The 20137-nt window shown below is 52.1% G+C and carries 24 protein-coding genes, 1 tRNA gene and 2 pseudogenes; 6 read left to right on the top strand and 21 right to left on the bottom strand.

The features are described 5' to 3' along the window. Positions 1 to 205: 205 nt before the first annotated feature. On the top strand, positions 206 to 2050 hold the full coding sequence (gene rpoD, locus DFO57_RS10500; RefSeq protein WP_013027259.1) for an RNA polymerase sigma factor RpoD: 1845 nt from the start codon (positions 206 to 208) through the stop codon (positions 2048 to 2050). Positions 2051 to 2122: 72 nt separating this feature from the next. On the opposite strand, the gene mug is transcribed toward rpoD, so the two are convergent. After that, positions 2123 to 2638: a G/U mismatch-specific DNA glycosylase gene (gene mug, locus DFO57_RS10495; protein ID WP_110015334.1), complete on the bottom strand. Its 516-nt coding sequence runs from the start codon at positions 2636 to 2638 to the stop codon at positions 2123 to 2125. Positions 2639 to 2937: 299 nt separating this feature from the next. Here mug and DFO57_RS10490 point away from each other — a divergent pair. The 4 genes and pseudogenes from DFO57_RS10490 to DFO57_RS10475 all read left to right on the top strand — a co-directional run bounded on the left by DFO57_RS10490 (position 2938) and on the right by DFO57_RS10475 (position 5066). After that, positions 2938 to 3013, top strand: a tRNA-Ile gene (locus tag DFO57_RS10490). A 94-nt stretch (positions 3014 to 3107) separates the two neighbouring features. Then, positions 3108 to 4003: pseudogene (locus tag DFO57_RS10485) on the top strand (tyrosine-type recombinase/integrase). Positions 4004 to 4014: 11 nt separating this feature from the next. After that, positions 4015 to 4629, top strand: coding sequence for a hypothetical protein (locus DFO57_RS10480; RefSeq protein ID WP_233255859.1), 615 nt, complete (start codon positions 4015 to 4017; stop codon positions 4627 to 4629). Continuing rightward, a complete protein-coding gene (locus DFO57_RS10475; protein ID WP_070099681.1) occupies positions 4629 to 5066 on the top strand; it encodes a hypothetical protein in 438 nt (145 codons plus the stop codon). Before DFO57_RS10480 ends, DFO57_RS10475 begins: the two co-directional genes overlap by 1 nt. A 536-nt stretch (positions 5067 to 5602) precedes the next feature. Here the strand turns inward: DFO57_RS10475 and DFO57_RS10470 are convergent. Further along, a complete protein-coding gene (locus DFO57_RS10470) occupies positions 5603 to 5794 on the bottom strand; it encodes a toxin-antitoxin system HicB family antitoxin (RefSeq protein WP_014604974.1) in 192 nt (63 codons plus the stop codon). A 137-nt stretch (positions 5795 to 5931) separates the two neighbouring features. Here DFO57_RS10470 and DFO57_RS10465 point away from each other — a divergent pair, with 137 nt between their 5' ends. Continuing rightward, positions 5932 to 6462 carry a hypothetical protein gene (locus DFO57_RS10465; RefSeq protein ID WP_110015332.1) on the top strand — a complete coding sequence of 177 codons (531 nt, stop codon included), beginning with the start codon at positions 5932 to 5934 and terminating at the stop codon, positions 6460 to 6462. A 379-nt stretch (positions 6463 to 6841) separates the two neighbouring features. On the opposite strand, the gene DFO57_RS10455 is transcribed toward DFO57_RS10465, so the two are convergent. The 19 genes and pseudogenes from DFO57_RS10455 to DFO57_RS10370 all read right to left on the bottom strand — a co-directional run bounded on the left by DFO57_RS10455 (position 6842) and on the right by DFO57_RS10370 (position 20136). Then, positions 6842 to 7063, bottom strand: coding sequence for an ogr/Delta-like zinc finger family protein (locus tag DFO57_RS10455; protein WP_014604972.1), 222 nt, complete (start codon positions 7061 to 7063; stop codon positions 6842 to 6844). Between the two features lie 73 nt (positions 7064 to 7136). After that, complete coding sequence (locus DFO57_RS10450; RefSeq protein WP_110015331.1) at positions 7137 to 8294, bottom strand: contractile injection system protein, VgrG/Pvc8 family; 1158 nt, start codon at positions 8292 to 8294, stop codon at positions 7137 to 7139. Position 8295: 1 nt separating this feature from the next. Further along, the gene (locus DFO57_RS10445) at positions 8296 to 8799 is read right to left on the bottom strand and encodes a phage tail protein (protein ID WP_013027266.1); all 504 of its coding nucleotides are present in this window, start codon (positions 8797 to 8799) and stop codon (positions 8296 to 8298) included. A 6-nt stretch (positions 8800 to 8805) separates the two neighbouring features. After that, positions 8806 to 10872, bottom strand: a complete 2067-nt coding sequence (locus DFO57_RS10440; protein ID WP_110015330.1) for a phage tail tape measure protein — start codon at positions 10870 to 10872, stop codon at positions 8806 to 8808. After that, the gene (locus DFO57_RS10435) at positions 10865 to 10987 is read right to left on the bottom strand and encodes a GpE family phage tail protein (RefSeq protein WP_013027268.1); all 123 of its coding nucleotides are present in this window, start codon (positions 10985 to 10987) and stop codon (positions 10865 to 10867) included. The genes DFO57_RS10440 and DFO57_RS10435 overlap by 8 nt, the downstream gene beginning before the upstream one ends. A gap of 32 nt (positions 10988 to 11019) precedes the next feature. Further along, complete coding sequence (locus DFO57_RS10430) at positions 11020 to 11316, bottom strand: phage tail assembly protein (protein ID WP_110015329.1); 297 nt, start codon at positions 11314 to 11316, stop codon at positions 11020 to 11022. Positions 11317 to 11370: 54 nt separating this feature from the next. Beyond that, complete coding sequence (locus DFO57_RS10425; protein WP_013027271.1) at positions 11371 to 11883, bottom strand: phage major tail tube protein; 513 nt, start codon at positions 11881 to 11883, stop codon at positions 11371 to 11373. Positions 11884 to 11895: 12 nt separating this feature from the next. After that, a complete protein-coding gene (locus DFO57_RS10420) occupies positions 11896 to 13065 on the bottom strand; it encodes a phage tail sheath protein (RefSeq protein ID WP_014594650.1) in 1170 nt (389 codons plus the stop codon). Between the two features lie 477 nt (positions 13066 to 13542). After that, positions 13543 to 14076, bottom strand: coding sequence for a tail fiber assembly protein (locus DFO57_RS10415; RefSeq protein WP_110015382.1), 534 nt, complete (start codon positions 14074 to 14076; stop codon positions 13543 to 13545). 1205 nt (positions 14077 to 15281) lie between these two features. Beyond that, a pseudogene (locus DFO57_RS22865) lies at positions 15282 to 15899 on the bottom strand (phage tail protein); the annotation flags it as partial. A 69-nt stretch (positions 15900 to 15968) separates the two neighbouring features. Further along, complete coding sequence (locus DFO57_RS10405) at positions 15969 to 16502, bottom strand: phage tail protein I (protein WP_014604966.1); 534 nt, start codon at positions 16500 to 16502, stop codon at positions 15969 to 15971. Further along, positions 16495 to 17403, bottom strand: a complete 909-nt coding sequence (locus DFO57_RS10400; RefSeq protein WP_013027277.1) for a baseplate assembly protein — start codon at positions 17401 to 17403, stop codon at positions 16495 to 16497. The genes DFO57_RS10405 and DFO57_RS10400 overlap by 8 nt, the downstream gene beginning before the upstream one ends. 3 nt (positions 17404 to 17406) lie before the next feature. Next, positions 17407 to 17757 carry a GPW/gp25 family protein gene (locus tag DFO57_RS10395; protein WP_013027278.1) on the bottom strand — a complete coding sequence of 117 codons (351 nt, stop codon included), beginning with the start codon at positions 17755 to 17757 and terminating at the stop codon, positions 17407 to 17409. After that, a complete protein-coding gene (locus DFO57_RS10390; protein WP_110015327.1) occupies positions 17754 to 18338 on the bottom strand; it encodes a phage baseplate assembly protein V in 585 nt (194 codons plus the stop codon). The genes DFO57_RS10395 and DFO57_RS10390 overlap by 4 nt, the downstream gene beginning before the upstream one ends. 92 nt (positions 18339 to 18430) lie before the next feature. Then, positions 18431 to 18901, bottom strand: a complete 471-nt coding sequence (locus DFO57_RS10385) for a phage tail protein (RefSeq protein WP_014594656.1) — start codon at positions 18899 to 18901, stop codon at positions 18431 to 18433. Continuing rightward, positions 18831 to 19106, bottom strand: coding sequence for an Rz1-like lysis system protein LysC (gene lysC / locus DFO57_RS22860; protein WP_227008744.1), 276 nt, complete (start codon positions 19104 to 19106; stop codon positions 18831 to 18833). Before lysC ends, DFO57_RS10385 begins: the two co-directional genes overlap by 71 nt. Next, the gene (gene lysB, locus DFO57_RS10380; protein WP_014604964.1) at positions 18988 to 19422 is read right to left on the bottom strand and encodes an Rz-like lysis system protein LysB; all 435 of its coding nucleotides are present in this window, start codon (positions 19420 to 19422) and stop codon (positions 18988 to 18990) included. Before lysB ends, lysC begins: the two co-directional genes overlap by 119 nt. After that, complete coding sequence (locus DFO57_RS10375) at positions 19419 to 19928, bottom strand: lysozyme (protein WP_024471098.1); 510 nt, start codon at positions 19926 to 19928, stop codon at positions 19419 to 19421. The genes lysB and DFO57_RS10375 overlap by 4 nt, the downstream gene beginning before the upstream one ends. Further along, on the bottom strand, positions 19912 to 20136 hold the full coding sequence (locus DFO57_RS10370; protein WP_014604962.1) for an HP1 family phage holin: 225 nt from the start codon (positions 20134 to 20136) through the stop codon (positions 19912 to 19914). Before DFO57_RS10370 ends, DFO57_RS10375 begins: the two co-directional genes overlap by 17 nt. Position 20137: the final 1 nt, after the last annotated feature.

The following is a 20137-nucleotide window of genomic DNA, read 5'->3' as shown; positions in this document are numbered from 1 at the left end:
TACGTGAGGATGACGAGCACTTGGCAGCGGCAAAAATGGCGAGTAAGCCAGGCCCGACATAAAATTTGCGGCTTAAGTGCCGATTACTGATGGGCAAAGCCCAGGCCGCGACGAAGGCAGCGGCGAGAATAAATGCCTTCACTGTTATTGTTGGCACGCTGCCGACCAACACCAATCTAATTAACAGAAGTGTGGATACCGTCTTATGGAGCAAAACCCGCAGTCACAGCTCAAGCTTCTTGTCACCCGTGGTAAGGAGCAAGGCTATCTGACCTATGCTGAGGTCAATGACCATCTGCCGGAAGATATCGTCGACTCCGATCAGATCGAAGACATCATCCAGATGATTAACGACATGGGCATTCAGGTGGTTGAAGAAGCCCCGGACGCCGACGATCTGATGCTGAATGAAAACAGCTCCGATACTGACGAAGATGCCGCGGAAGCTGCCGCTCAGGTATTATCCAGCGTTGAATCTGAAATTGGCCGCACCACTGACCCGGTTCGCATGTACATGCGTGAAATGGGTACCGTTGAACTGCTGACCCGCGAAGGCGAAATCGACATCGCGAAGCGTATCGAAGACGGTATTAACCAGGTTCAGTGTTCCGTTGCTGAATACCCGGAAGCCATTACCTACCTGCTGGATCAGTACGATCGCGTTGAAGCAGGCGAGTCGCGCCTGTCAGATTTAATCACTGGCTTTGTTGATCCTAACGCTGAAGAAGACCTGGCACCGACCGCCACTCACGTGGGTTCTGAGCTGTCTGAAGCCGATCGTAACGACGACGAAGATGACGACGAAGAGAGCGATGACGACAGCTCTGACGACGATAACTCTATCGATCCAGAACTGGCGCGCGAGAAGTTCTCTGACCTGCGCACGCAGTACGAAACCACGCGTGACGTGATCAAAAGCAAAGGACGCAGCCATGCTGCCTCGGTTGCCGAGATCCAGAACCTGTCTGACGTCTTTAAGCAGTTCCGCCTGGTACCGAAGCAGTTCGACTACCTCGTGAACAACATGCGTGAAATGATGGAGCGTGTCCGTACTCAGGAACGTTTGATCATGAAGCTGTGTATTGAAGTGTGCAAAATGCCGAAGAAAAACTTCATTACGCTGTTCACCGGTAACGAGACTAACGAGAGCTGGTTCAAAGCCGCACTGGCCATGAACAAGCCGTGGTCTGAAAAACTGCTGGACGTGCAGGATGACGTGATGCGTTCTCTGCAGAAACTGGCCCAGATTGAAGAAGAAACCGGCCTGACCATCGAGCAGGTGAAAGACATCAACCGTCGTATGTCGATCGGTGAAGCGAAAGCCCGCCGCGCGAAGAAAGAGATGGTTGAAGCTAACCTGCGTCTGGTCATTTCCATCGCGAAGAAATACACCAACCGTGGTCTGCAGTTCCTGGATCTGATTCAGGAAGGTAACATCGGCCTGATGAAAGCGGTTGATAAGTTCGAATACCGTCGCGGCTATAAGTTCTCAACTTATGCCACATGGTGGATTCGTCAGGCGATTACCCGTTCTATCGCTGACCAGGCGCGTACCATCCGTATTCCGGTGCACATGATTGAGACGATCAACAAACTCAACCGTATCTCGCGCCAGATGCTTCAGGAGATGGGCCGCGAGCCGACGCCAGAAGAACTGGCTGAGCGCATGCTGATGCCTGAAGATAAGATCCGCAAGGTGCTGAAGATTGCCAAAGAGCCTATCTCTATGGAGACGCCGATTGGTGATGATGAAGATTCACATCTGGGTGATTTTATCGAAGACACCACGCTGGAGCTGCCGCTGGACTCTGCCACCTCTGAGAGCCTGCGTTCTGCCACCCATGACGTGCTGGCTGGCCTGACCGCCCGTGAAGCCAAAGTGCTGCGCATGCGTTTCGGCATCGATATGAACACCGACCACACGTTAGAAGAAGTGGGCAAACAGTTTGACGTTACTCGTGAGCGTATCCGTCAGATTGAAGCAAAAGCCCTGCGTAAACTTCGCCATCCGAGCCGCTCGGAAGTGCTGCGTAGCTTCCTCGACGACTAAGTCAGTTAAAACCCCGGTTCGCCGGGGTTTTTTTTATATCTGCCGCCCTGCCCTACTTTTCACGCCTGACCTTTAACCTTGTGCCTGTAGCGCATCGTACATCTGACGATACATCGCCACCATCTCTTCCAGTGATGCCCGATTCAGTCCGCTGGGATTCGGCAGCACCCAGACCTGGGTTTTCCCCATGTAAATCGGCTGCTCGCCCCACTCCACCTTGCTCTGCCGAAACGCGCGTTTAAAGGCATCCTTACCCAGGATAGCCAGCGCAGCAGGTTGATAACGTATCACCTTATCCATCAGCCGCTGACCGCCATCGCGAAGCTCATCACCACCCAGTTCATTCGCCTGAATGGTCGGACGCTCGACCAGCATCGTGATACCGCATCCGGTCTCCAGTAAGCGCTGCTCCTCTTCCGGCTTCAGCTGCTGCTCGGTAAACCCTGCCAGATAAATCACCTTCCAGAAGCGGTTACCCGGATGCGCAAAATGGTAGCCGGTGTGCGCCGTCGACTGACCGGGATTGATACCGCAAAACAGCACGTTCAGGTCCGATGCGATGATATCGGTGATGTTGTGTTCGCTCATGGGGCTCCTGGCTTTGCGCTGCGCCTTACAGCCGCTCACGCATCCTTATTCGTCATAATCTTGCCACTGATTAAAGCGCATTTACCGGTTAACGTCCTGGCCTGAGTGGGCTTTTTTTATTGTTAAGCGGGGAAAGACATTTAAGGATAACAGCGTCAGTTGCACCGCCGCCCATCAGCCAGAGATTTTCGTCTGTTTTATCATAGTTATCAGCAAGTAAAACATTGCTGCTTATTTCAGCAACCAGCCGAACAACGCTGGATTGCCCCGGACAGATACTTTATAATCCCCGCTCCATTGGCCCCTTAGCTCAGTGGTTAGAGCAGGCGACTCATAATCGCTTGGTCGCTGGTTCAAACCCAGCAGGGGCCACCAGATTTAGTGATGAAAATCATTCAGTTAAGCCACCTCGCAAGGGTGGCTTTTTTGTTTTCAGAATTCGTCATTGGTCGTAAAATACCAGATATAGATCTTCTCAAACGGCCGAGACGGCAAAATGATTCGCCGCCAGTTTGCGATGAAGGGCGGAGCACAATCCTATGAGAAATTCATAAAAGAACAGGCTCAAGATAAGCCCTGGTTGGGAGATAAAGCAGATAAGCGGCGAACCATAATGGCTTTTGCCTGCGAGGTAATGGGAAACCAACTTGCAACTAAGTTTAACGCGAAAATTTTTGCTTCTTATCGCGAGTAGCGGTTAAGTGGCAAAATTACCTGCTCCAACCGAGTGGAGACGGTAACGCCTCGTACGGTCAATTTAGAGCTGGTGTATTTCAGGGCAATGTTTAACGAGTTACGCCGATTGGATGAATGGACCGCACCCAACCCGTTAGAGGACGTGCGCGAGTTTAAAATCAGTGAATCGGAAATGGCGTATCTCACCATTGAGGAAATCAGAACCCTTCTCCAAGAATGCGAGAACAGCCGCTCCAAAGATCTGACAACTATTGTAAAAATCTGCCTGGCAACTGGTGCACGATGGAGTGAGGCCGAAGGCTTAAAGGGAAACCAAATCCGCGCCGGTCAGATCATCTACGTTAAAACTAAAGGCAAGAAAAACCGAGCGGTGCCGATAACTGAAAAATTACAGGCTGAACTGCCATCGACAAGAAAAGCACAGTTGCTCTTTAAACCATGCTACTCAGCCTTTAGAAAGGCCATGCAACGCGCCGGTATCGAAACACCTGCTGGCCAGCTTACGCATGTTTTGCGTCATACCTTTGCGTCCCATTTCATGATGAACGTCTCGTACTTCAGCGGATATTGGGGCATACAGATATTAAGGTGACGATGCGATATGCGCACTTGGCACCGGATCATTTGTCTGAGGCCTTGAGGCTTAATCCCTTGAGTATAATGGACTAAAGAAGATGTTAATGGACAACAAAAAATATCAATACAACTTGTACGAAATTCTTTGCCTAATGACATATGGTGAAGCATTTGAAGCTTATCGTGTTGATGACTACGACAAGGAGATTATTGAATGGGCTGAGAGGGAAATCATAGCAGGAAATGATTCAGAAACCGTTTTAATTCTCGCCTCTCTAAACTTAGATAAAAAACCTGATCAGTATGAGGTAAAATATTACCTTTCAGCTTATATGCGCCAAGAAGGTATTTTCATGCCGAATCTTAGCGAAAGCTCTGTTGTATGGTTAAGAATTAAAACTTGGTTTTTACTTCATGTTGAATCTGTCGCCGAAATCGGACTCAGATTACACCAAATTCCTGCGTTCCCACTGAGTTCTAATTCTCTTTTATCTAGCAAAATCACTTGGCAATACTATCATTTATACGAAGAATTGTTTGAAGACTGGGGACCAGATTATCCTGCCAAAGCGTCTAAAATGAGCGAGCCAGAAATAATTAACTACATAAAGGACAGATTAAAACCGCTTTATCGAATCCTTACCAATAAAGATTGGGTTGACTTATTATCTGGAAACTATCGCAATTCTCCTAAGGTACGTAAACAGGAAATAAATTGATGGGCGTTGAATTTCATATAACAAGAGCAGAGTTTTGGGCTGAAAACGATGATAATCAAATCAGTTCTGATGAATGGTTAAATATCATAAATAACGATCCCGAACTTAGTCTTTCCCCAAGAAATGGAGAGTTTAACGCCATATGGAATGGGGATGGTTCGGACGGAGAAGACTGGCTTGATTGGTCTAAAGGTAACATTTATACCAAATGGCCACCAACTCCTCTCTATCGGAAAATGCTCCAAATTTCTCAGGAGCTGAACGCGAAGGTGATGGATGATGATGGCACGTTATACGAGACTCCAAACGCTTGGCAATTCGATCCAGAAAACAGGGAAACCACGGCTTCTGCTAACTCTCAAAATGGCAGCAAAGTGGCAGCAGAGCGCAACGCTATTCAACGCTTTCTGTTGCTATTCGGTCTAAAGAAAAGATAAAGATCAGTAAGTTACTGATTTCACTCACTTCAAATTGGGACCTCATAATCACTTGCTCACTGACTTAAGTCTAACGAAAATGAAGCTTGTAAGGTTAGCCAAAATTTCAAAATGACTTGCTGGGGTAACATTCAATTTTTTTCGCTTACATCGATAAACAGGTTGCAGCAAAACACGATATTACTGTGAGGCATTTAAAATGGTAGATATAAATCCTTTATTTAAAATTAAACACACTTACTATATCTTACATAAAGATAAACAACAATACCGACCCAGGCAAAGACAAACCCCATTGGGTAAAATGGAACAAATCACACAATAAAATAAGCGCCAACAACACTGACTATAATCGGTACAAGATAGAAAAAAGATTGCATTAACCATACAATAAAAAGCTTCATTTACTCAAACTCCATCAAAGCCTCAGCTATTTTATCAAAGTTGTAATGGCCACATTAAAAAATTCACAATAGCGAAATTTAGCTTTTTCCATTTACCACACATATAATTAACTCAACATTTCACCCACAAATTTATCCCTTCGGCTCAATTCCCCTTGCCTTTAATGCCTCCCTCGCCAAATTCTTCAACCAGTTTGCCAGACTAATTCCTTCTTCAGTTGCAACCTCATTGAGCTGTTTTTTCAAGGCAGGATCAATGCGCATTTTAAATTGTGGGGACTTGCCTCCACCTTTTGGTTTTTTTTCACGCATTATTATTGACATGTGGCTACCTACTCCCTCAGTTTAGCCTTATAAAAGACCACACTAACACGAGGTCTTTTAAGAGAGCAACGCTCCGGCAGTGATGCAACACATACCGGAGCGTTTAACCACAACGTTCAGTGTTAAGGAACAACGCTATGGCTAATACCGATAGTAACACAACCGCCCATCATCAAATCGTGGACATTCAGCCAGTTATTGAATCTGCGATCTCAAACCTCTTGAAAACGCCGCTCGGCACCACGCACGATCTCTTTCAGGTGCTGGATACGTGCGTGCGCTATGTCGATGCCCTGGTGGAATGTAACGAGCTCGCAGCTCGCATGGCGCTATGCGGTCGCCTGCTTGCTGCACTGGAAGTCCTGAGGGTTCTGTTGGACCAGCCACTGCCAGAACACCTGATTGAGCGCCTCACAGTGGATAAAGTTGAGCATAAAGCCTGTCGAAGCGGCGGTTCGATTGATTCAGAAGAGATGCGGCAATATTGCAGCGCATTGACGTTAGTGTTGCTAAATCAGCAGGCCTCGACGGATTTGCAGAAACATATCACCGGCTTGTTATTCCAGATGGTTAACATTATGAGTGACGACTTAACCGCGCCTCGCTTTGTGCGAACAGAGTCGGGGCTAGTGATGATTGAGAGCAAATTTACACATATCGTTCACTGATTTTGGACCCTTCCCTTCTTCCGCAGGGAAGAAGGGAATTCTCATGCAAAATTTAAAATATCACTGTTGACTCACTCTCAGTGCCAAAATGCTTTATAACCCTGAGTTTTCTTCTGCCGAAAATACCGCCACAATTCATCTCCATTCACTGGACATATATTTTGTCGTGCTGACACTCCTGGAATCTTTTCATTCCCGTACAGTTATTGCCACTGTCCCCAAGGGTCCGCGCGCCCTACCCGCCGTACAGTTATTAACAGAACTCCCAGAGGGCGCTGTCGCCCCCTTAAACGTCAACGGCTCGCTGGCCTTCAGCCTCATCTCCCTGCGATCCCATCCAGGCCGCAGCCATAAAAAAACCCGCTTTCGCGGGTTGGGCTTACAGCAGCTGCGGTGAGGGGTTATTGCTGCCTTTTGCCATCATCGGCACCGTATTGATCTGCGCCGGTTCGACGATAATCCCGGACACGCTCTCCAGGGTTTTAAAGGTACAACTGCAGTTAATGTTCTGGCACTGGTGATAACGTTCTTTCGTCTCTTTCGAAACGTAGCGACTGCTTTTCGTATGGGCGGCGGTCTGACATTTTGGGCAATGCATCATGGTGGTTCTCCTCTCTGGCATACAACAATATTAGCCAAAGACTAAACAAAAAGCAACTTAAATTAGACTTAATCTAAATCGCCTGTTTTTCCACTAAGACGTAATCCACGTTTTCAACCATCAGCTCCAGGTTCAACAAGGTGGTAAATCCACTTTTATCGATGGTATGCACGATATTGGTAATCAGCCATTTTTGATTATCGATGACCGATTTAAAGCCCTGGGCTTTGACCGGCGTTTCAGGAATCAGCTTTGCAGCGCCCAGTGCCAGTAGGATCTTCAACGTAGCCCGGTTACGTTGCAGATCCTGCCACTTCGCTTTAGCCGCCTCCTCTGCTTCCTCCTGGCTACTGAAATGCGTATTCAGTACGAACAGCTTCTTATTGCTGCCAAAAACATAGGTTTTTCCCGGGTCTTGTTGCCCGATTGTGGGGATATTTTTGGCCGCCGGATGGACAGGGTTCACCGCCGGTGTTGCTGGCGGTATCGTGTTGACGGTTATCCCTTTCTGCTGCGCCTTTTTCTGATCGTACCATTTTGCTTCAACGCCACTGTAATCGTCGCGCTTAAACAATTTGTACTCATACTTATCGCCATCCTGTCGGTTCAGATTCAGGAGTGGAATCGGCTTTCCGCTCACGGTCACGCCCTGCCCGGGGGGAAAGAACAGTAGCGTCTTATCTTTTATTGCCGCCACCGCGCCAACCAGCATAGCCAGCCGGGTAATGAACGTGCCGTCCGTTTCCTGCGTCTGATCGATATGCTTAATCTTTTTTTTGGCTATCTCCGGCCGCACGTCGGAGGTAAGTCCGTTACGTTTCGCGATTTTGTCCACAACCTCGCCAACCGTCATGTCTGGATATGAATCAGTGATTTTAACATCGAGCGAACCGCTAAAATCGGCGCTTCGGGCGACAACCGTTATCGTGTCCGGCGCGCCCTGGTAGGTGACCTGATCAATGATGTAGGAGCCTTTATCTGCAAGCGGCTGCCCCTTCCAGCCTATCTCTAAGACTATTTTCGCGCCAAAGGGCGGCATGACCAACTGGCCGTCACTGTCGTCGAGCACCAGGTCCAGCTGATCGACCTCCAGGCCGCGGTTGTCCGTCAACTTCAGAGAAATCAGCCGTGGGCGAATATCTTCCGTTTTATCCTTCGTCTCAATTTTGATAGTAAAGTCCGGCGTAGGCGCAACGCGCAGGGGCACTGGAATCGGGACGATATCGCTCATCTCAGCGCCCTCCATTCAGCGCAGAAGTGGCGCTGTTGATGACAGAGCCGACCCGTTGCGCTGCGTCGCTGACCCGGTTTTGCAGTTCTTCCGCCTGCCTTTTTAAGTCCCCGAACATACTGGTTAGTGAATCGTCTACCCGCATCAGGTTGAGGGTAAAGCCTATCTTGCGCGCGCTGCCGTCGCTGTAGAACTCCGTATGCGTGGCCGAGAAATCCGTCACAACAAACATGCCGTAAATAATGCCATTGCCGCCAATCAGCGGCCACGCCAGCCCTTCATCGGCCATAGTCTTCAGCGCCAGCAGTGTGACATTGCCGCCGGTGATTTCAGGCCGGAGTTCGCCAGACAGCTTGATTTTATCGTCGCCGCCGCCCAAAAACTGGGTCGACTCACGACGCCCCACGCGGCTGTTTTTCGCCCAGCGATAGGTAATGTCATGCTGTAAATTGTCGAAGGGAAGGGTTTGCCGTACAAACGGCATCATGCCTAATATCATCATCATGGTTAATTAATCCAGACTAAACATGGAGTTATAGCTATGGTCAGACGTGGACCACGGCGATGCAGTGGAATACTGCGCAACGGCCTGTCCAATCGCCTGAGGCTCACCTGTCGCATAGATATTGTTGGTGATCGTGTGCTGACGGTTATCCACGTTTGAATTGTTAACCGAGGGCAAAGGCTGATTGAGCGTACTGTTCAGGCTGGCGCGCGATGCGGCCGGACGGGCATCCGCGTTATCCTCATCCTCTTCATCCTGCTCACGCATTTTGGGCGGAGGCAGCTTGTCTTTCACCTTGTCAGATTTCTCATCGATGATGCCAAGCTTGCCCAGCACCCAGTCAATGCCGCCTCGCAGCTGATTCAGGGCTTCACCGGGTAATTTGAGTGCCGTCGCCAGCATATTGCCGAAGCGCTGTCCCATCTCACCTGCCGAGGCCAGTTCCTGTTGAGAAAACTTCACCGGTTCCAGCAGCTTTGAGAACCAGGCCCCCAGCTCGGACACTTTATTGCTGAACCACTCAAATACCGGCTTCAGCGGCGCGAACGCGTCGCTTATCGGCCCCATCGCCGCACTGAAGCCCTGAGCGATGCCGCTGATAAAGGCGCTAATCGGTTCCCAGTACTGATAAACCAGCATGGCCCCCGCCGCGATAGCGGCACCAAGCACCACCACCGGCAGCGTGATCGCTCCCAGCGTGGCCGTAATGGCGCCGCCGATGATGGCAAATGCACCGCCAAGCAGCTCCACACCCGCCATGATGGTGCTCAGCCCGCTAATGACCGGCCAGGCAATGTTCCCGACGCTGGCCAGGGAATCCACCAAGGTCAGCCCACCGGCCGCCAGCGTCAGCAGGCTGTCAGAAAGTTGAGGATTGATATTCATGACGCCGGTCAGAACGGACTGGACGGATAAGCCGTCCTGACTGATAGCTTGCAGGTGGGTATCCACAGAGGCATCTGCTGCAGGCGGCTGGGCAGCGGGCGCCTGAGACAGCTGATCCAGCCGGCCACTGGCCGCACCCTTCATCAATGCTGCAGCAGGTGCGGCGCCCTGTTGACCAAAGATGGCCTGCAGATAAGTGGCCTGCTGGGCAGCGTCGAGCTTGTTTTTCTCAAACGCCGCCTGCACCTGGCTGAGCACCGCGAAAATGGGCTGACTGTTGCCCTGGTCGTCAGCGGTTTGCACATTCAACGCTTTAAGCGCGCTGTCTGCGCTGGCATCAGGCGCCTGAACGTGCGTTAACATCGCACTGGCGCCGGCGCCTGCCTGGCTGCCCGTTATACCGTTTTCCGCCAGCACGCCCATCATGGCCGCAGTCTGGCCAACGCTCAGTCCCGCCTGTTTTGCCACTGGGCCGACACTGGCCATCGCCTTATTGAGCTCTGTGATATTGCCCGCGCCCTGCCCGTCAACGCGTCCCTTGCCGTCTTTCGCGTCACTGGGTGACAGGTAATCGATAACTTTGCGACCCTTCTCGACAAAGTCTTTGGCTTTCGAACTGGCGCTTTGTACGTTATCTGCCAGCGCCATGCCCGCACGGTAACGTTCACGGGTGCGGTTGAGCTTGTCCTGACGCTGATTTAGCAGATTCATGGACTCACCCTGCGCATTGAGGGTGGATGTCGTGCGCTCTGTTTGTTGATTTAGCTTCTGGCGCTCGCTGCTCAACCGGCGCGTGGAAATTCCCGCCTCGTTCAGGGACTGGCGCTGATCCTGTACTGACTGACGCAGTTGAAGGTTTTTTTGCTGCAGCGCGTTAGCCGACTGACGCAGCTTATCCAGCGCCTGGGTTTGTTCCGCGGTAGGGTTTTGAGTGTTTTTAAGTTGAATGGCAAGTGCCGCTGCTTCTGCCCGGGTATTTTTAAGATTTTGTTGGGTCAGCGTCAGTTCTTTGCGGGTTTCACGGAACCCTTCAATCTGCGCGGATTTAGCATTGAGCTCGTCCAGGCGATCCTGCGTTTCCTGAATATCCGCAGACAGCTTTTCGGTTTCTTTACGTACGGCATTGAACGGGCGCGTAGCCCGATCAACCGCTTCCAGCAGCACTTGCAGCTTGAGCGTGTTACTCATCTGAGGTTACTCCACTGCGGATCATCACTCTATGCCGCCAGTCGAGTAACTCTTCCAGCGACATGGGATACATTTCTGAGGGTGGCCAGTGAAAAACGCTGGCAATATCGGCCATCAGGTCATTGACCGTCAGATCGCGGGGCCAGCTTACGCGGCCGATTTCGCTGACAAAAAACCAATCACCTTGCCGCCCAGGGCAATCAGGTCAACTGGGTCCAGTGCGTTGCACTCTGCTTTGGTCAGCGAAGGCATGGTGATGCGGGGCAGCACCATCAACAGGGCATCCACATCGGACGAGGCCAGGTCAGCCAGCCGCACACCGCGCAGCGCGCCGGCGGTCGGTTTCATCAGCTCAACCTGAGCGATCACCACATCGCCACGTGAAATCGGGCTTTCCAGCACCACCAGGTTTTCTTTCAGTTCTGGCTTATCAAGCTGTTCCATTTTTTCTCCATCCCAATCAAGAGGGGCCAGCGCAGGACGCGCCGGCCGTTGTTATTACACCAGGCCGAGGTTTTTACGGCGCTGTTCCAGACGATCGACGCCGTTGACCTTCTCCACCATGTTGACGGTGTCGATTTCAATCAGCTCTTTGCCATTCCAGGTCAGTTTGAAATAGGTGTTTTTACTGGTGATTTTGGTTTCGGTGTTTTCGCCCTGTTTTGCTTCACCGAAGTCAAAGGACTGGTGCTTACCGCGTACTTCGATTTCCACGGCGATTTCTTCGCCGGTGTCATCACGCTGATAAGAACCGGTGAAACGCAACGGTACGTTCGCCATCGCGCCCCACTGGCTTAATACCAGTTCATCCATCCCGCCCAGCGTCCACTCCATATCGAGTGCCGCATCGTCCAGGCCGTTATCAATGAATGCCGCACCGTTCATACCGCCAGCGCGGTAGGTATCCAGCTTGCGTGACAGCTTCGGCAGCGTAACTGCGGTGACGATGCCCTGATAGCTGTTTGAATCGTTGAAGAGGTTCAACCCCTTGAGTTTACGTGGCAGTGCCATTTATCCGGCTCCTTAGCTGTTTACGGATGCGGCGAAGTTCGCCAGATAGGTATCGGTGATGCGCTGACGCAGGGTCAGATCTTCCAGCGGCGGCACCGGCGTGTAGTCGTAATCGATAAACAGTTTGCCCGCCTTCAGGCTCTCTTTATCGTTGGCGCTTTCGTCGTACCAGCAGTTGGCGCCCAGCAGATAACCGGCGCTGACCAGCTCACGGAACTTGGCATTGATACCGGCGATGATTTCGCGTACCAGTACTGGCGTCAGCGGTTTGTCGTTGGCCCACATGTGCGCTTCCGCCATGGTATCGGCCAGCACCTGTGCTGAACGGGTGTAGTTTTCAAAGGCAAAAAGTGGATCATCGCTGCAGGTGCGGTTGCCCCAGAAACGGAAACCGTCCTTGCGAATCAGCGTGGTAACACATTTTTCGTTCAGCAGATCGGCATCGGTGCCGGTCTGTTGCAGATCCCAGAAAACATCTGCAGAGATACCCGTCACGCCATTGACGCCCACGTTAGACAGGGTTTTATGCCAGCCGGTGTCGTTGTCAATTTTGGCGCGCAGGCCCAGCGCACGTGCGGTGGCATAAGCCATTTCAGATTTATTGGTTGCCGTGTTCCAGGCAATAAAATCTGGCCAGATCACCATCAGCTCGCGCTGGCTGAAGTTTTCGCGGTACTTCATGGCGTCAGAAATGGTTTTGCTGTTCCAGGCAGAGACGTAGGCAAAGCCACGCAGCTGCTGGGCAATGCTGGCCAGCGCTGTCGCCACTTCCAGCGAATCCAGACCCGGCACGCCAAGAATGCGCGGTTTAACACCCAGCTGCGTTTGCGCGCTGAGCAGCGCCTTCATGCCGGTGTATTTACCGTTCGCATCCGTCGAGCCAATCAGGTTAGAGGTGGTTTCAGCCTGGCTCGCGCCTTCTGCAACGCGAACCACGACGGTTACCGGCTTCGCTTGGTCAGCAATCGCCTGCAGCGCGGCCGCTAAGGTGCCTTTGGTACCGGCTTTACCGATAGCTGCCTGCACGTTGGTCAGCAGAACAGGTGTGTTAAGAGGAAATGCCGTTGCATCAGCATCTTCTGCGGTGCAGATCATGCCAACAATGGCGGTTGAAACTGTTGAAATGGTGCGTGTACCGTCATTGACTTCGACGACGCGGACACCGTGATGAAAATCAGACATCTGTAGCACTCCGTGTTGTGGGTGTGCTCAGAGTGTCAGGTCAGTGGGAAGGATGCATGCGATTGCGGTTTGCTGGCATATGACTAAACAGCACTTGAACTAATCGCAATTATTGTGAAGGATTCTCAGCGCCAGACAGCGCACGAAAAAAATAACCCATTGTAAATATTAAACTTAATGACTCAACGATTCTTTTTAACAGAAGTTTTTATGAGGTTCGCTTTTCATGATATATCCAAGCGTATGAACAGGGGCACAGGGGAAATAAAGAACAGGATTTGACGTTACTGCAAATGGCTCAGCTGGGGCCAAAACTTAAGGTCTGGGAAGTGATGAGTGAAACCGTTAATTGTAATGAAGTGATACGCCGCGCGATAAATTCATCCGTTAATGACTGATGAAGGATATCGCCGCAGCGTAGTAGATGCAGAGCGAAGAATGTCATCCTGCTCAACCAGCTCTCAAATTTCCAGCATGCTACTCTGGTGCTTGAGGCCAGTCGGGTTTGGCTGTATCCACACGGTTAAGCATTACCCGATATTTTTTCCAGGAAAGTAAACGGGCTTTTTCTTCATCAGTGGCCATCTCTAAGTCTGCGGCATCCTGAAGCGGCGCAACGACTTTAGATGCTGCGACAAGTCGCTTAGCTTTTTCAGCTTCTGCAAAAGCCGTCAGCTCTTGCTCCGTATAAATCCGCTCTACAATGCCCTTACCGTCAAACACCCAACCACCGGTATTATCGGCAAGACGGTTTTGCTCCGTATTTTCAATCTCCGTTACGCTAAGCCCATCAGGAAATAAAGAGGATACATCGGTAAAATTGTTCGCAATAGCCGCGACAATCCCTTTTTCACGATACGCAATTTTGATAGTGTCTGGCGAAAACAATTTCTGACTTTCATACCATTCATTACCGTCTTCATCGAACAAAAACCATGCACCGCCCTGTGCCAGCGCTTTCTGCTGCTCGGTTTTGGGTTCACCACGTTTAAAGTTTTTAAGATTCATCATTATGAGCGTCCCACCGTTATCCATTGACCACTTCTGTAATACTGGATATAGCTCCAGAAAAGCCCTTCTGCGGAATAATCAGCATCACCATTGGTAAAACCGGTTAATACGGTATTCGCATTGCGATAATCCGTGATGCCGTTAGCTCCGACCTGGTGCTCTGCTGTTAAGCGTATATCGGTAACCCTGTTAGCCTGGCCATCGTTAGCTTTATTCCATGCATCATTAGCTGTATTACGGACAGCGTTTAGCTGATCACTTAGCCAACCGCCCCACGCAGCACCATAAACATTGCCATCTGTATTTAAAAATGCGGCGCCAGCGTAGACCTGACCGGGAGATCTTAGATTGCCGGTATGCGGCTCAAACGACCACGCCTGTGATGTACCATCATCACCTATGACGTGGATACAACCATTAGCAAAATGGCCATCACCCAACGTCAGTGCACCAAAACTGACTGACGTCCCATACCCTAACCCTTCAGTTTGTATGAGGCCTTTAACGATGGGGGAGTAGTAGCTGTTGCCTCTGGGCGCGGCATATCCAAATGGCTTAACGAATGGCGCTCTCGGATCTTTATATTGGTCAGCATAAGCACCGGATGCAGGCCAGTTGGCATTCTGTGTAGCGTAATGTTCCGCACCATCAAGATACGCTACAGACCCGCCAGCTGCCGGAACGGCCCCCACCTGTGCTGGAGTCGGCGGATTTTTTTCATAGAACATCGCACCTAAAGGAAAATCATCAATCTGGCCGAGAAGTTTTTGGCTATCCCATCCCAAAATGACTTTGTTCATTCCCTCTGCGGCCATCGCATCACCGCCACCGGCTTGAACAGCATTGATATCGCGGGCTGTGGGCTTATTACCTGTATGATAAAATTCATACCAGGCGTTCCACTCCTTGTTGTCGCCATTTCGCCCGCGGAAAGCAATACGGTTTCCTGTCTGATATTTCGCGGACATCTGTAAATGGTAATCCTCTCCAAGCCCGGCATAGCTCAGCAAAGATCCATCAAAGCCAGGGGAGTTTTTAGCAGAGGCATAAACAAAACTGACCGCATTCGCCGGTAAGTCATTCGCATCTTTATAGGTAAACCCATCTACTGCGCTAGCTGCTATTGAGCGAACTGCAATTGCACCACCATTAACCAGCACATGTCCTGCAGTAACATCGTCTTTGGATGTTTGCACATCGCTTAATGCTGCCGTGCCTAACTTAAGATTTTGCCTCGCTAATGCTTTATCTGGCAAATCAGCCAGATTCTGCTCTTTAAGTAAGTACTGATCATGAGGATTGGCTGCATCGACGTGCTTTTTCATCACGTCATCCGTATAGGCCTTCACCTCGATAACTTTGTCATCGACATACTGACGCGTTGCTAACACAACCGAAGGGTCGATCTTTAGCGTAACGGAACTGGGACTATTTACGATCAGAATCATGCGCACGGTCTGAGTACGACCGCTGCCTTCCTGCAGCTTTGGCTTGTAAGTTTCCGCGCAGTTCGCGACGGCAACCATCGTGCCGTCGTCGTCATACAGGGCAATCTCGCGGATCCAGAAGCCACCCTCGTCCTCTGGAATAATCTGTTCAGCAATAATATGGTTGCTGTTAGCGGTATCTGTTTTCAGCGTATTCAGTGCGGCACGGCGCTTTTCGCTAATCAATTTGGTCTGCGCGGGGTCCGGTGTTGGCAGGCTGCCTCCACCATCGCCCAAAGCCATTTCGGTAATCTTCAGTTGAGTACCTTGGGCTGCGGCATTGGCCAGCTTTGCCGCGCCCTGATTGGTCAGTAGGGCAAAATATTTCGTTGTCATGCTCTCACTTCCGTCAGATCATTAAGATGGACCGCTGCACGGTGTAACCTGAACCGCCTGCGGTGTTGATTAAGGTATAAAGGGATAAACGGTTAATTCGTCACCGCTATAGCTGGCGACAGTCACAGGTAAAGAACCCGTTGAATCAAGATTGATAGACAATCCAATCAAATGTCGGCTAACCGGTTTTGCATCAGCAATTAACCGCTCAAGCTCGTTGTACATTGCCTCATCAATCCCGGCTTCCTGCACGCCAACATCGATGCGAAAGGTGCCCGGAACCCCATCGTTTTGCCACCATTCGGTGAAACGGATCAGGTAGCCAATCGGCTCCACCACACGACGCAGAGAGCCAATCGTCCCTTTGTGTTTATGGATATATTCCGATGCAGCAACCACGCTGCGTTTCGTGCTTTCGCTCCAGCCCGAATCCCAACGATCCACCGACCAGGCCCAGGCCAGGTAAGGCAGTAGCTCCACCGGACAGGTCTGCGAATTCCATAACTGGCGCAAAGGAACAGGAATGGATTCCAGCGCTGCGCAGGCTTCAGCCGCGGCAACTTCCAGGGCTGATGAACCCGTTGGCAGCAGGCGTTTACTCATCGGAACCTCCTACCGTGATCTGGTAGCCGGTGCAGAACGCCGCCTGGGTTTTATCCAGCACCACATCGGCCACCGGCTGGGCCAGTTCGACGCGCTGTACACCTTCTACATGTAGCGCGGCATACAGCGCAGACTTGCGAATATCGCGGCCTAAACGTGCCTGGGTGTTTACAAATGCCTTGAGCTTCGCCTCGGATGCGGCACGGATGGGCTCCGCCTCGGGACCGGGATACAAATACAGCGTGGCGTCAACGCGATAATCCACAATCTGAGCCGACTGGACGGTAACCCGGTCAGCAACCGGACGAACATCTTCATCATTTAGCGCGGCATTCACGATCGCCAGCAGGTCGCTGCCCGCCGCACCGTTGCCTTCGCGGGACAGCACGGTAATCGTGACGCTGGCGGGAGAGGGACTGATAGCCGAGGCATCGGCTACGCGGCCATCGGCGCTGCGTGCATGAAATTCGTAAGCACCGGACGGCCCCGCAACACTCAGCCCTTCAAACGCGGCGGCAATGCGGGCGCGGAAGTCTTCATCCCGCTCCATTACCGCCTCAACAGGGGGCGTAACGGTATTATCCGCCGGCGTCAGCACCAGCCGCGTCACGCCGTTGTTGGCGCCCAGTTGATCCAGATCGCTGCCATTGGCCCAGGCCACCATCACCGCCTTGGCCGCCTCGTTGATGCGCTGACGCAGAATGACTTCCCGGTAGGCGTTCTCCTGCAGGAGTTTCACCAGCGGGTCGGACTCCAGCGCCAGAACCCGGGCAACCGATGCCTGCTCGTCTGCAGGATAGAGCGAAATCAAGGTGGCTTTGCGTTCGGCAAGCAGCGTTTCATAGTCCAGCGTTTCCACCACGTTTGGCGCAGGCAGCTGGCTCAGGTCGATAGTAGGCATGATTCAACTCACAGGGACGGTTAACGAAAAATCCTGCGCGGTGTCCGCACGGTTGCCGGTGATTTCCACCACCATCCCGCCGTCAAACGCAGATTCAAAATTAATGGCAGTCAGGCTGATGCGCGGCTCCCACTGCAGGATCGCCATATAACAGGCCGACATGATTTGCAGGCGCAACCTGTCGTTCTGCGGCTGGTCAATTAGCGCCGACAACAGTGAACCGTAGTTACGGCGCATCACCCGCGATCCCAGCGGCGTCGTCAGAATGTCACGGACGGACTGGCGGATATGCTCCAGCTCAACGAGGGTTACGCCTGTTTCGCGGCTCATGCCGGTGTAGCGTGCTGTTGTCATAATGGTGCTCCTGTGGTGCCACCGCTGTCGCCCGGATGCTGGTGCGTATGCAGCACTTTGCCGTTGGAGGCGAAGCTGCCGCCGCTGTGCGACACATCGCCCTTCATGGTGCCGCCCTGGGTCACTTCCAGCGTGGCGGTTTTCAGTAACGTGGTGCACTCCACCTCTGGCGTATCCAGCAGGATTTTGACAGCCGCCTTGATCGTCGCCGTCTGAATCCCTTCGGCTTTCAGCGCGCCGGTTGCAGGCTCGTATTCAATGACCGCACCATCGGGAAAAGAGTAGTGCAGCGCATCGGCAGAGGCCGAGGGCGCCGGACTGGCGTCAGCGAACACGCCGGGTAACACGAAGCCGCTGTTCAGCTCACCGCCCAGGCTTATGATCAGCACCTGCTCGCCTGGCGACGGCGCATTCCATGAACGGGTTCTTCCCGCCCGGGCACTTAGCCAGTGCAGCCAGTCAGTGGTGTTATCGCCGGTTTTTACCCGGCAGGTTCCCGCCTCCAGATTGATGGCGGCAACGGTGCCAATGCGGACCATGTTGCGCAGCAAGCGCTTGATTTCTAATATTTGCTCGTTCATGGCATTAGTTTCTCGTTGCAGGAGAAAAGCGGCAATCGAATGCCGTCTACCCAAGGATGGCTAAACAGCGCGTCAGCGGATAAGGGTTATCGCTATGTTTTCCATTCGCTGACCAGCTTGCCTTTGATGTACAACTGCCAGGGGCGCTCAACATTTTCCGGCATAGCCGGTTCTGGCAGATGCGTGATGTGTAATGCGCCGTTCTGCTGCTCAACCCAGACGCGTTCGGTCAGTTGCAGAGTGATATTCACCTTACTGCGCCCATCGCCGGTTGCCTCAAGGGTGAAGGTAAAGCCGGTGCGACGTTTCTCATCCGAAACCATGATGTCGGGCTGGTTTTCCCGAAGCCATGTCAGCAGGGGAACCATGATCAGATCGATATCCTCTGCGTAGTCAGTAATCGTGACGGCCAGCTGGAAGTGGTATTCAAACGACAGCGAGCTGGCCAGCGTGGAAACCAGGTTTCCGGACTGAATCGCTATCGTCAGGTTGTCAGGATTTTGCTGAAGCAGCGGAACGCTGTTTATCAGCACCTGGCGTAGTTGGGTCGCTTTCAACATCATGCTGCTCCTGGCACGCTTTAATCATCTCAATCTGCAACCCGCACGATGCGAGCGCAGCCTCTAACTGGCGGTTATCCGCCGCCAAATCACCCTGCGTCTGCAGGTTGTTTTCCGGAATGGGGCAACTTGTCACGCGTGGACAACCAGTCCAGATAATCTCGGGCATTGCTGAAGGCCGGACGGCTGTGCAGCCGGATAACGTCAGCAGGCAAAGCAGCAGCGCTCCAGGCACGTAAAGCGGGATTGGCATCGGTTTCTCTTCTGATAATGGTTTCACGATGGAGCGCCTGCGCGCTGGCCTGGTTCTGAAGCAGCCGCAGCGCCGCCTCACGTTTTCGGCTAGCCTGGATATCCGCATCGAGTTGGGCCAGCGCCTTGTCCCGGCTGCTGACGTCAGCCGTCAGCGTACTCACCCTGCGCAGTGCCTCATCCCGTTGATGAGTCATCACGCTAAGGCGCCAGCCGGTTAAGCCCAGGGCAATAAGCAAAATGGCGATCGCCAGTGCAACCAGTCGCATCATGCCGCTCCTTTTAAACACCACGCCATTTCGCGCTGGCGACGGTTATCCAGGCCCGGGTTGTAGGTGCCTTTGACATATACCCAGCGCTTAAGCTGCAGGCAGGCATCGTGCCAGCGGCCGCTGTTGATCAATCCCGCCAGCGTTGAGTGACAGGCGGCGTGCACGCCAACGTTAAAACCGAATGACACCACCGCGTCATAAACCTGGTACGGCATTTCACGTGGCATGCACTGGTCGATCCCGCGTTCAACGCGCATCACGTCGTAAACCAGGTTTACTGCGGCCTGGCGCTCGTTCACCACGCTGGTCGGGGTAACACCTTGCGTGTGACCAATGCCGTTGGTCCAGACGCCGGCGCTGCACTGATAGGGCGAGGTGCGGCAGCCTTCTGCATCGGCAATCAGCTTCAGGCCGGCTTCAGAGGTTTTCAGCATGTTGATTTGCGGTAGCAACGCGGCCAGGGCCAGTACGGCCGCCACGGCGCAACGTTTAGCGGTCTGGCTCAAAGTTAAGCCCCTGTAAGTTGCGCTGCTGTAGCTCGTAAGTTTTGCGACGGTAGTGCCAGTTGATAAAAAACGTCGCAACGTTAGTGCACATGGTCAAAACGGCGACGCCAGAGCCAACCATAAAGGCGATATCCTGCGGTGTGTGACGTCCAAACCACATCAGGACGATCCCGATGAGGTAATTAATCAGAGAACTGATTTTTTCCATT

The sequence above is a fragment of the Pantoea sp. AG702 genome (assembly GCF_003182295.1).
GTDB classification, from domain to species: domain Bacteria; phylum Pseudomonadota; class Gammaproteobacteria; order Enterobacterales; family Enterobacteriaceae; genus Pantoea; species Pantoea ananatis.
The sequence above is the reverse complement of the archived record's forward strand: the minus strand, read 5'-3'. Positions and strand labels throughout refer to the sequence as shown.

What these genes read in the sequence shown, in the direction of transcription:
- DFO57_RS10440 (WP_110015330.1), bottom strand. Translation starts at nt 10,872, where the DNA reads ATGAGTAACACGCTCAAGCTGCAAGTGCTGCTGGAAGCGGTTGATCGG.
- DFO57_RS10475 (WP_070099681.1), top strand. Translation starts at nt 4,629, where the DNA reads ATGGGCGTTGAATTTCATATAACAAGAGCAGAGTTTTGGGCTGAAAAC.
- DFO57_RS10385 (WP_014594656.1), bottom strand. Translation starts at nt 18,901, where the DNA reads ATGATGTTGAAAGCGACCCAACTACGCCAGGTGCTGATAAACAGCGTT.
- lysB (WP_014604964.1), bottom strand. Translation starts at nt 19,422, where the DNA reads ATGATGCGACTGGTTGCACTGGCGATCGCCATTTTGCTTATTGCCCTG.
- DFO57_RS10415 (WP_110015382.1), bottom strand. Translation starts at nt 14,076, where the DNA reads ATGATGAATCTTAAAAACTTTAAACGTGGTGAACCCAAAACCGAGCAG.
- rpoD (WP_013027259.1), top strand. Translation starts at nt 206, where the DNA reads ATGGAGCAAAACCCGCAGTCACAGCTCAAGCTTCTTGTCACCCGTGGT.
- DFO57_RS10405 (WP_014604966.1), bottom strand. Translation starts at nt 16,502, where the DNA reads ATGAGTAAACGCCTGCTGCCAACGGGTTCATCAGCCCTGGAAGTTGCC.
- DFO57_RS10470 (WP_014604974.1), bottom strand. Translation starts at nt 5,794, where the DNA reads ATGTCAATAATAATGCGTGAAAAAAAACCAAAAGGTGGAGGCAAGTCC.
- DFO57_RS10450 (WP_110015331.1), bottom strand. Translation starts at nt 8,294, where the DNA reads ATGAGCGATATCGTCCCGATTCCAGTGCCCCTGCGCGTTGCGCCTACG.
- DFO57_RS10455 (WP_014604972.1), bottom strand. Translation starts at nt 7,063, where the DNA reads ATGATGCATTGCCCAAAATGTCAGACCGCCGCCCATACGAAAAGCAGT.
- DFO57_RS10425 (WP_013027271.1), bottom strand. Translation starts at nt 11,883, where the DNA reads ATGGCACTGCCACGTAAACTCAAGGGGTTGAACCTCTTCAACGATTCA.
- DFO57_RS10435 (WP_013027268.1), bottom strand. Translation starts at nt 10,987, where the DNA reads ATGGCCGATATTGCCAGCGTTTTTCACTGGCCACCCTCAGAAATGTAT.
- DFO57_RS10480 (WP_233255859.1), top strand. Translation starts at nt 4,015, where the DNA reads ATGGACAACAAAAAATATCAATACAACTTGTACGAAATTCTTTGCCTA.
- DFO57_RS10430 (WP_110015329.1), bottom strand. Translation starts at nt 11,316, where the DNA reads ATGGAACAGCTTGATAAGCCAGAACTGAAAGAAAACCTGGTGGTGCTG.
- DFO57_RS10370 (WP_014604962.1), bottom strand. Translation starts at nt 20,136, where the DNA reads ATGGAAAAAATCAGTTCTCTGATTAATTACCTCATCGGGATCGTCCTG.
- mug (WP_110015334.1), bottom strand. Translation starts at nt 2,638, where the DNA reads ATGAGCGAACACAACATCACCGATATCATCGCATCGGACCTGAACGTG.
- DFO57_RS10395 (WP_013027278.1), bottom strand. Translation starts at nt 17,757, where the DNA reads ATGACAACAGCACGCTACACCGGCATGAGCCGCGAAACAGGCGTAACC.
- DFO57_RS10445 (WP_013027266.1), bottom strand. Translation starts at nt 8,799, where the DNA reads ATGATGATGATATTAGGCATGATGCCGTTTGTACGGCAAACCCTTCCC.
- DFO57_RS10400 (WP_013027277.1), bottom strand. Translation starts at nt 17,403, where the DNA reads ATGCCTACTATCGACCTGAGCCAGCTGCCTGCGCCAAACGTGGTGGAA.
- DFO57_RS10465 (WP_110015332.1), top strand. Translation starts at nt 5,932, where the DNA reads ATGGCTAATACCGATAGTAACACAACCGCCCATCATCAAATCGTGGAC.
- DFO57_RS10420 (WP_014594650.1), bottom strand. Translation starts at nt 13,065, where the DNA reads ATGTCTGATTTTCATCACGGTGTCCGCGTCGTCGAAGTCAATGACGGT.
- DFO57_RS10390 (WP_110015327.1), bottom strand. Translation starts at nt 18,338, where the DNA reads ATGAACGAGCAAATATTAGAAATCAAGCGCTTGCTGCGCAACATGGTC.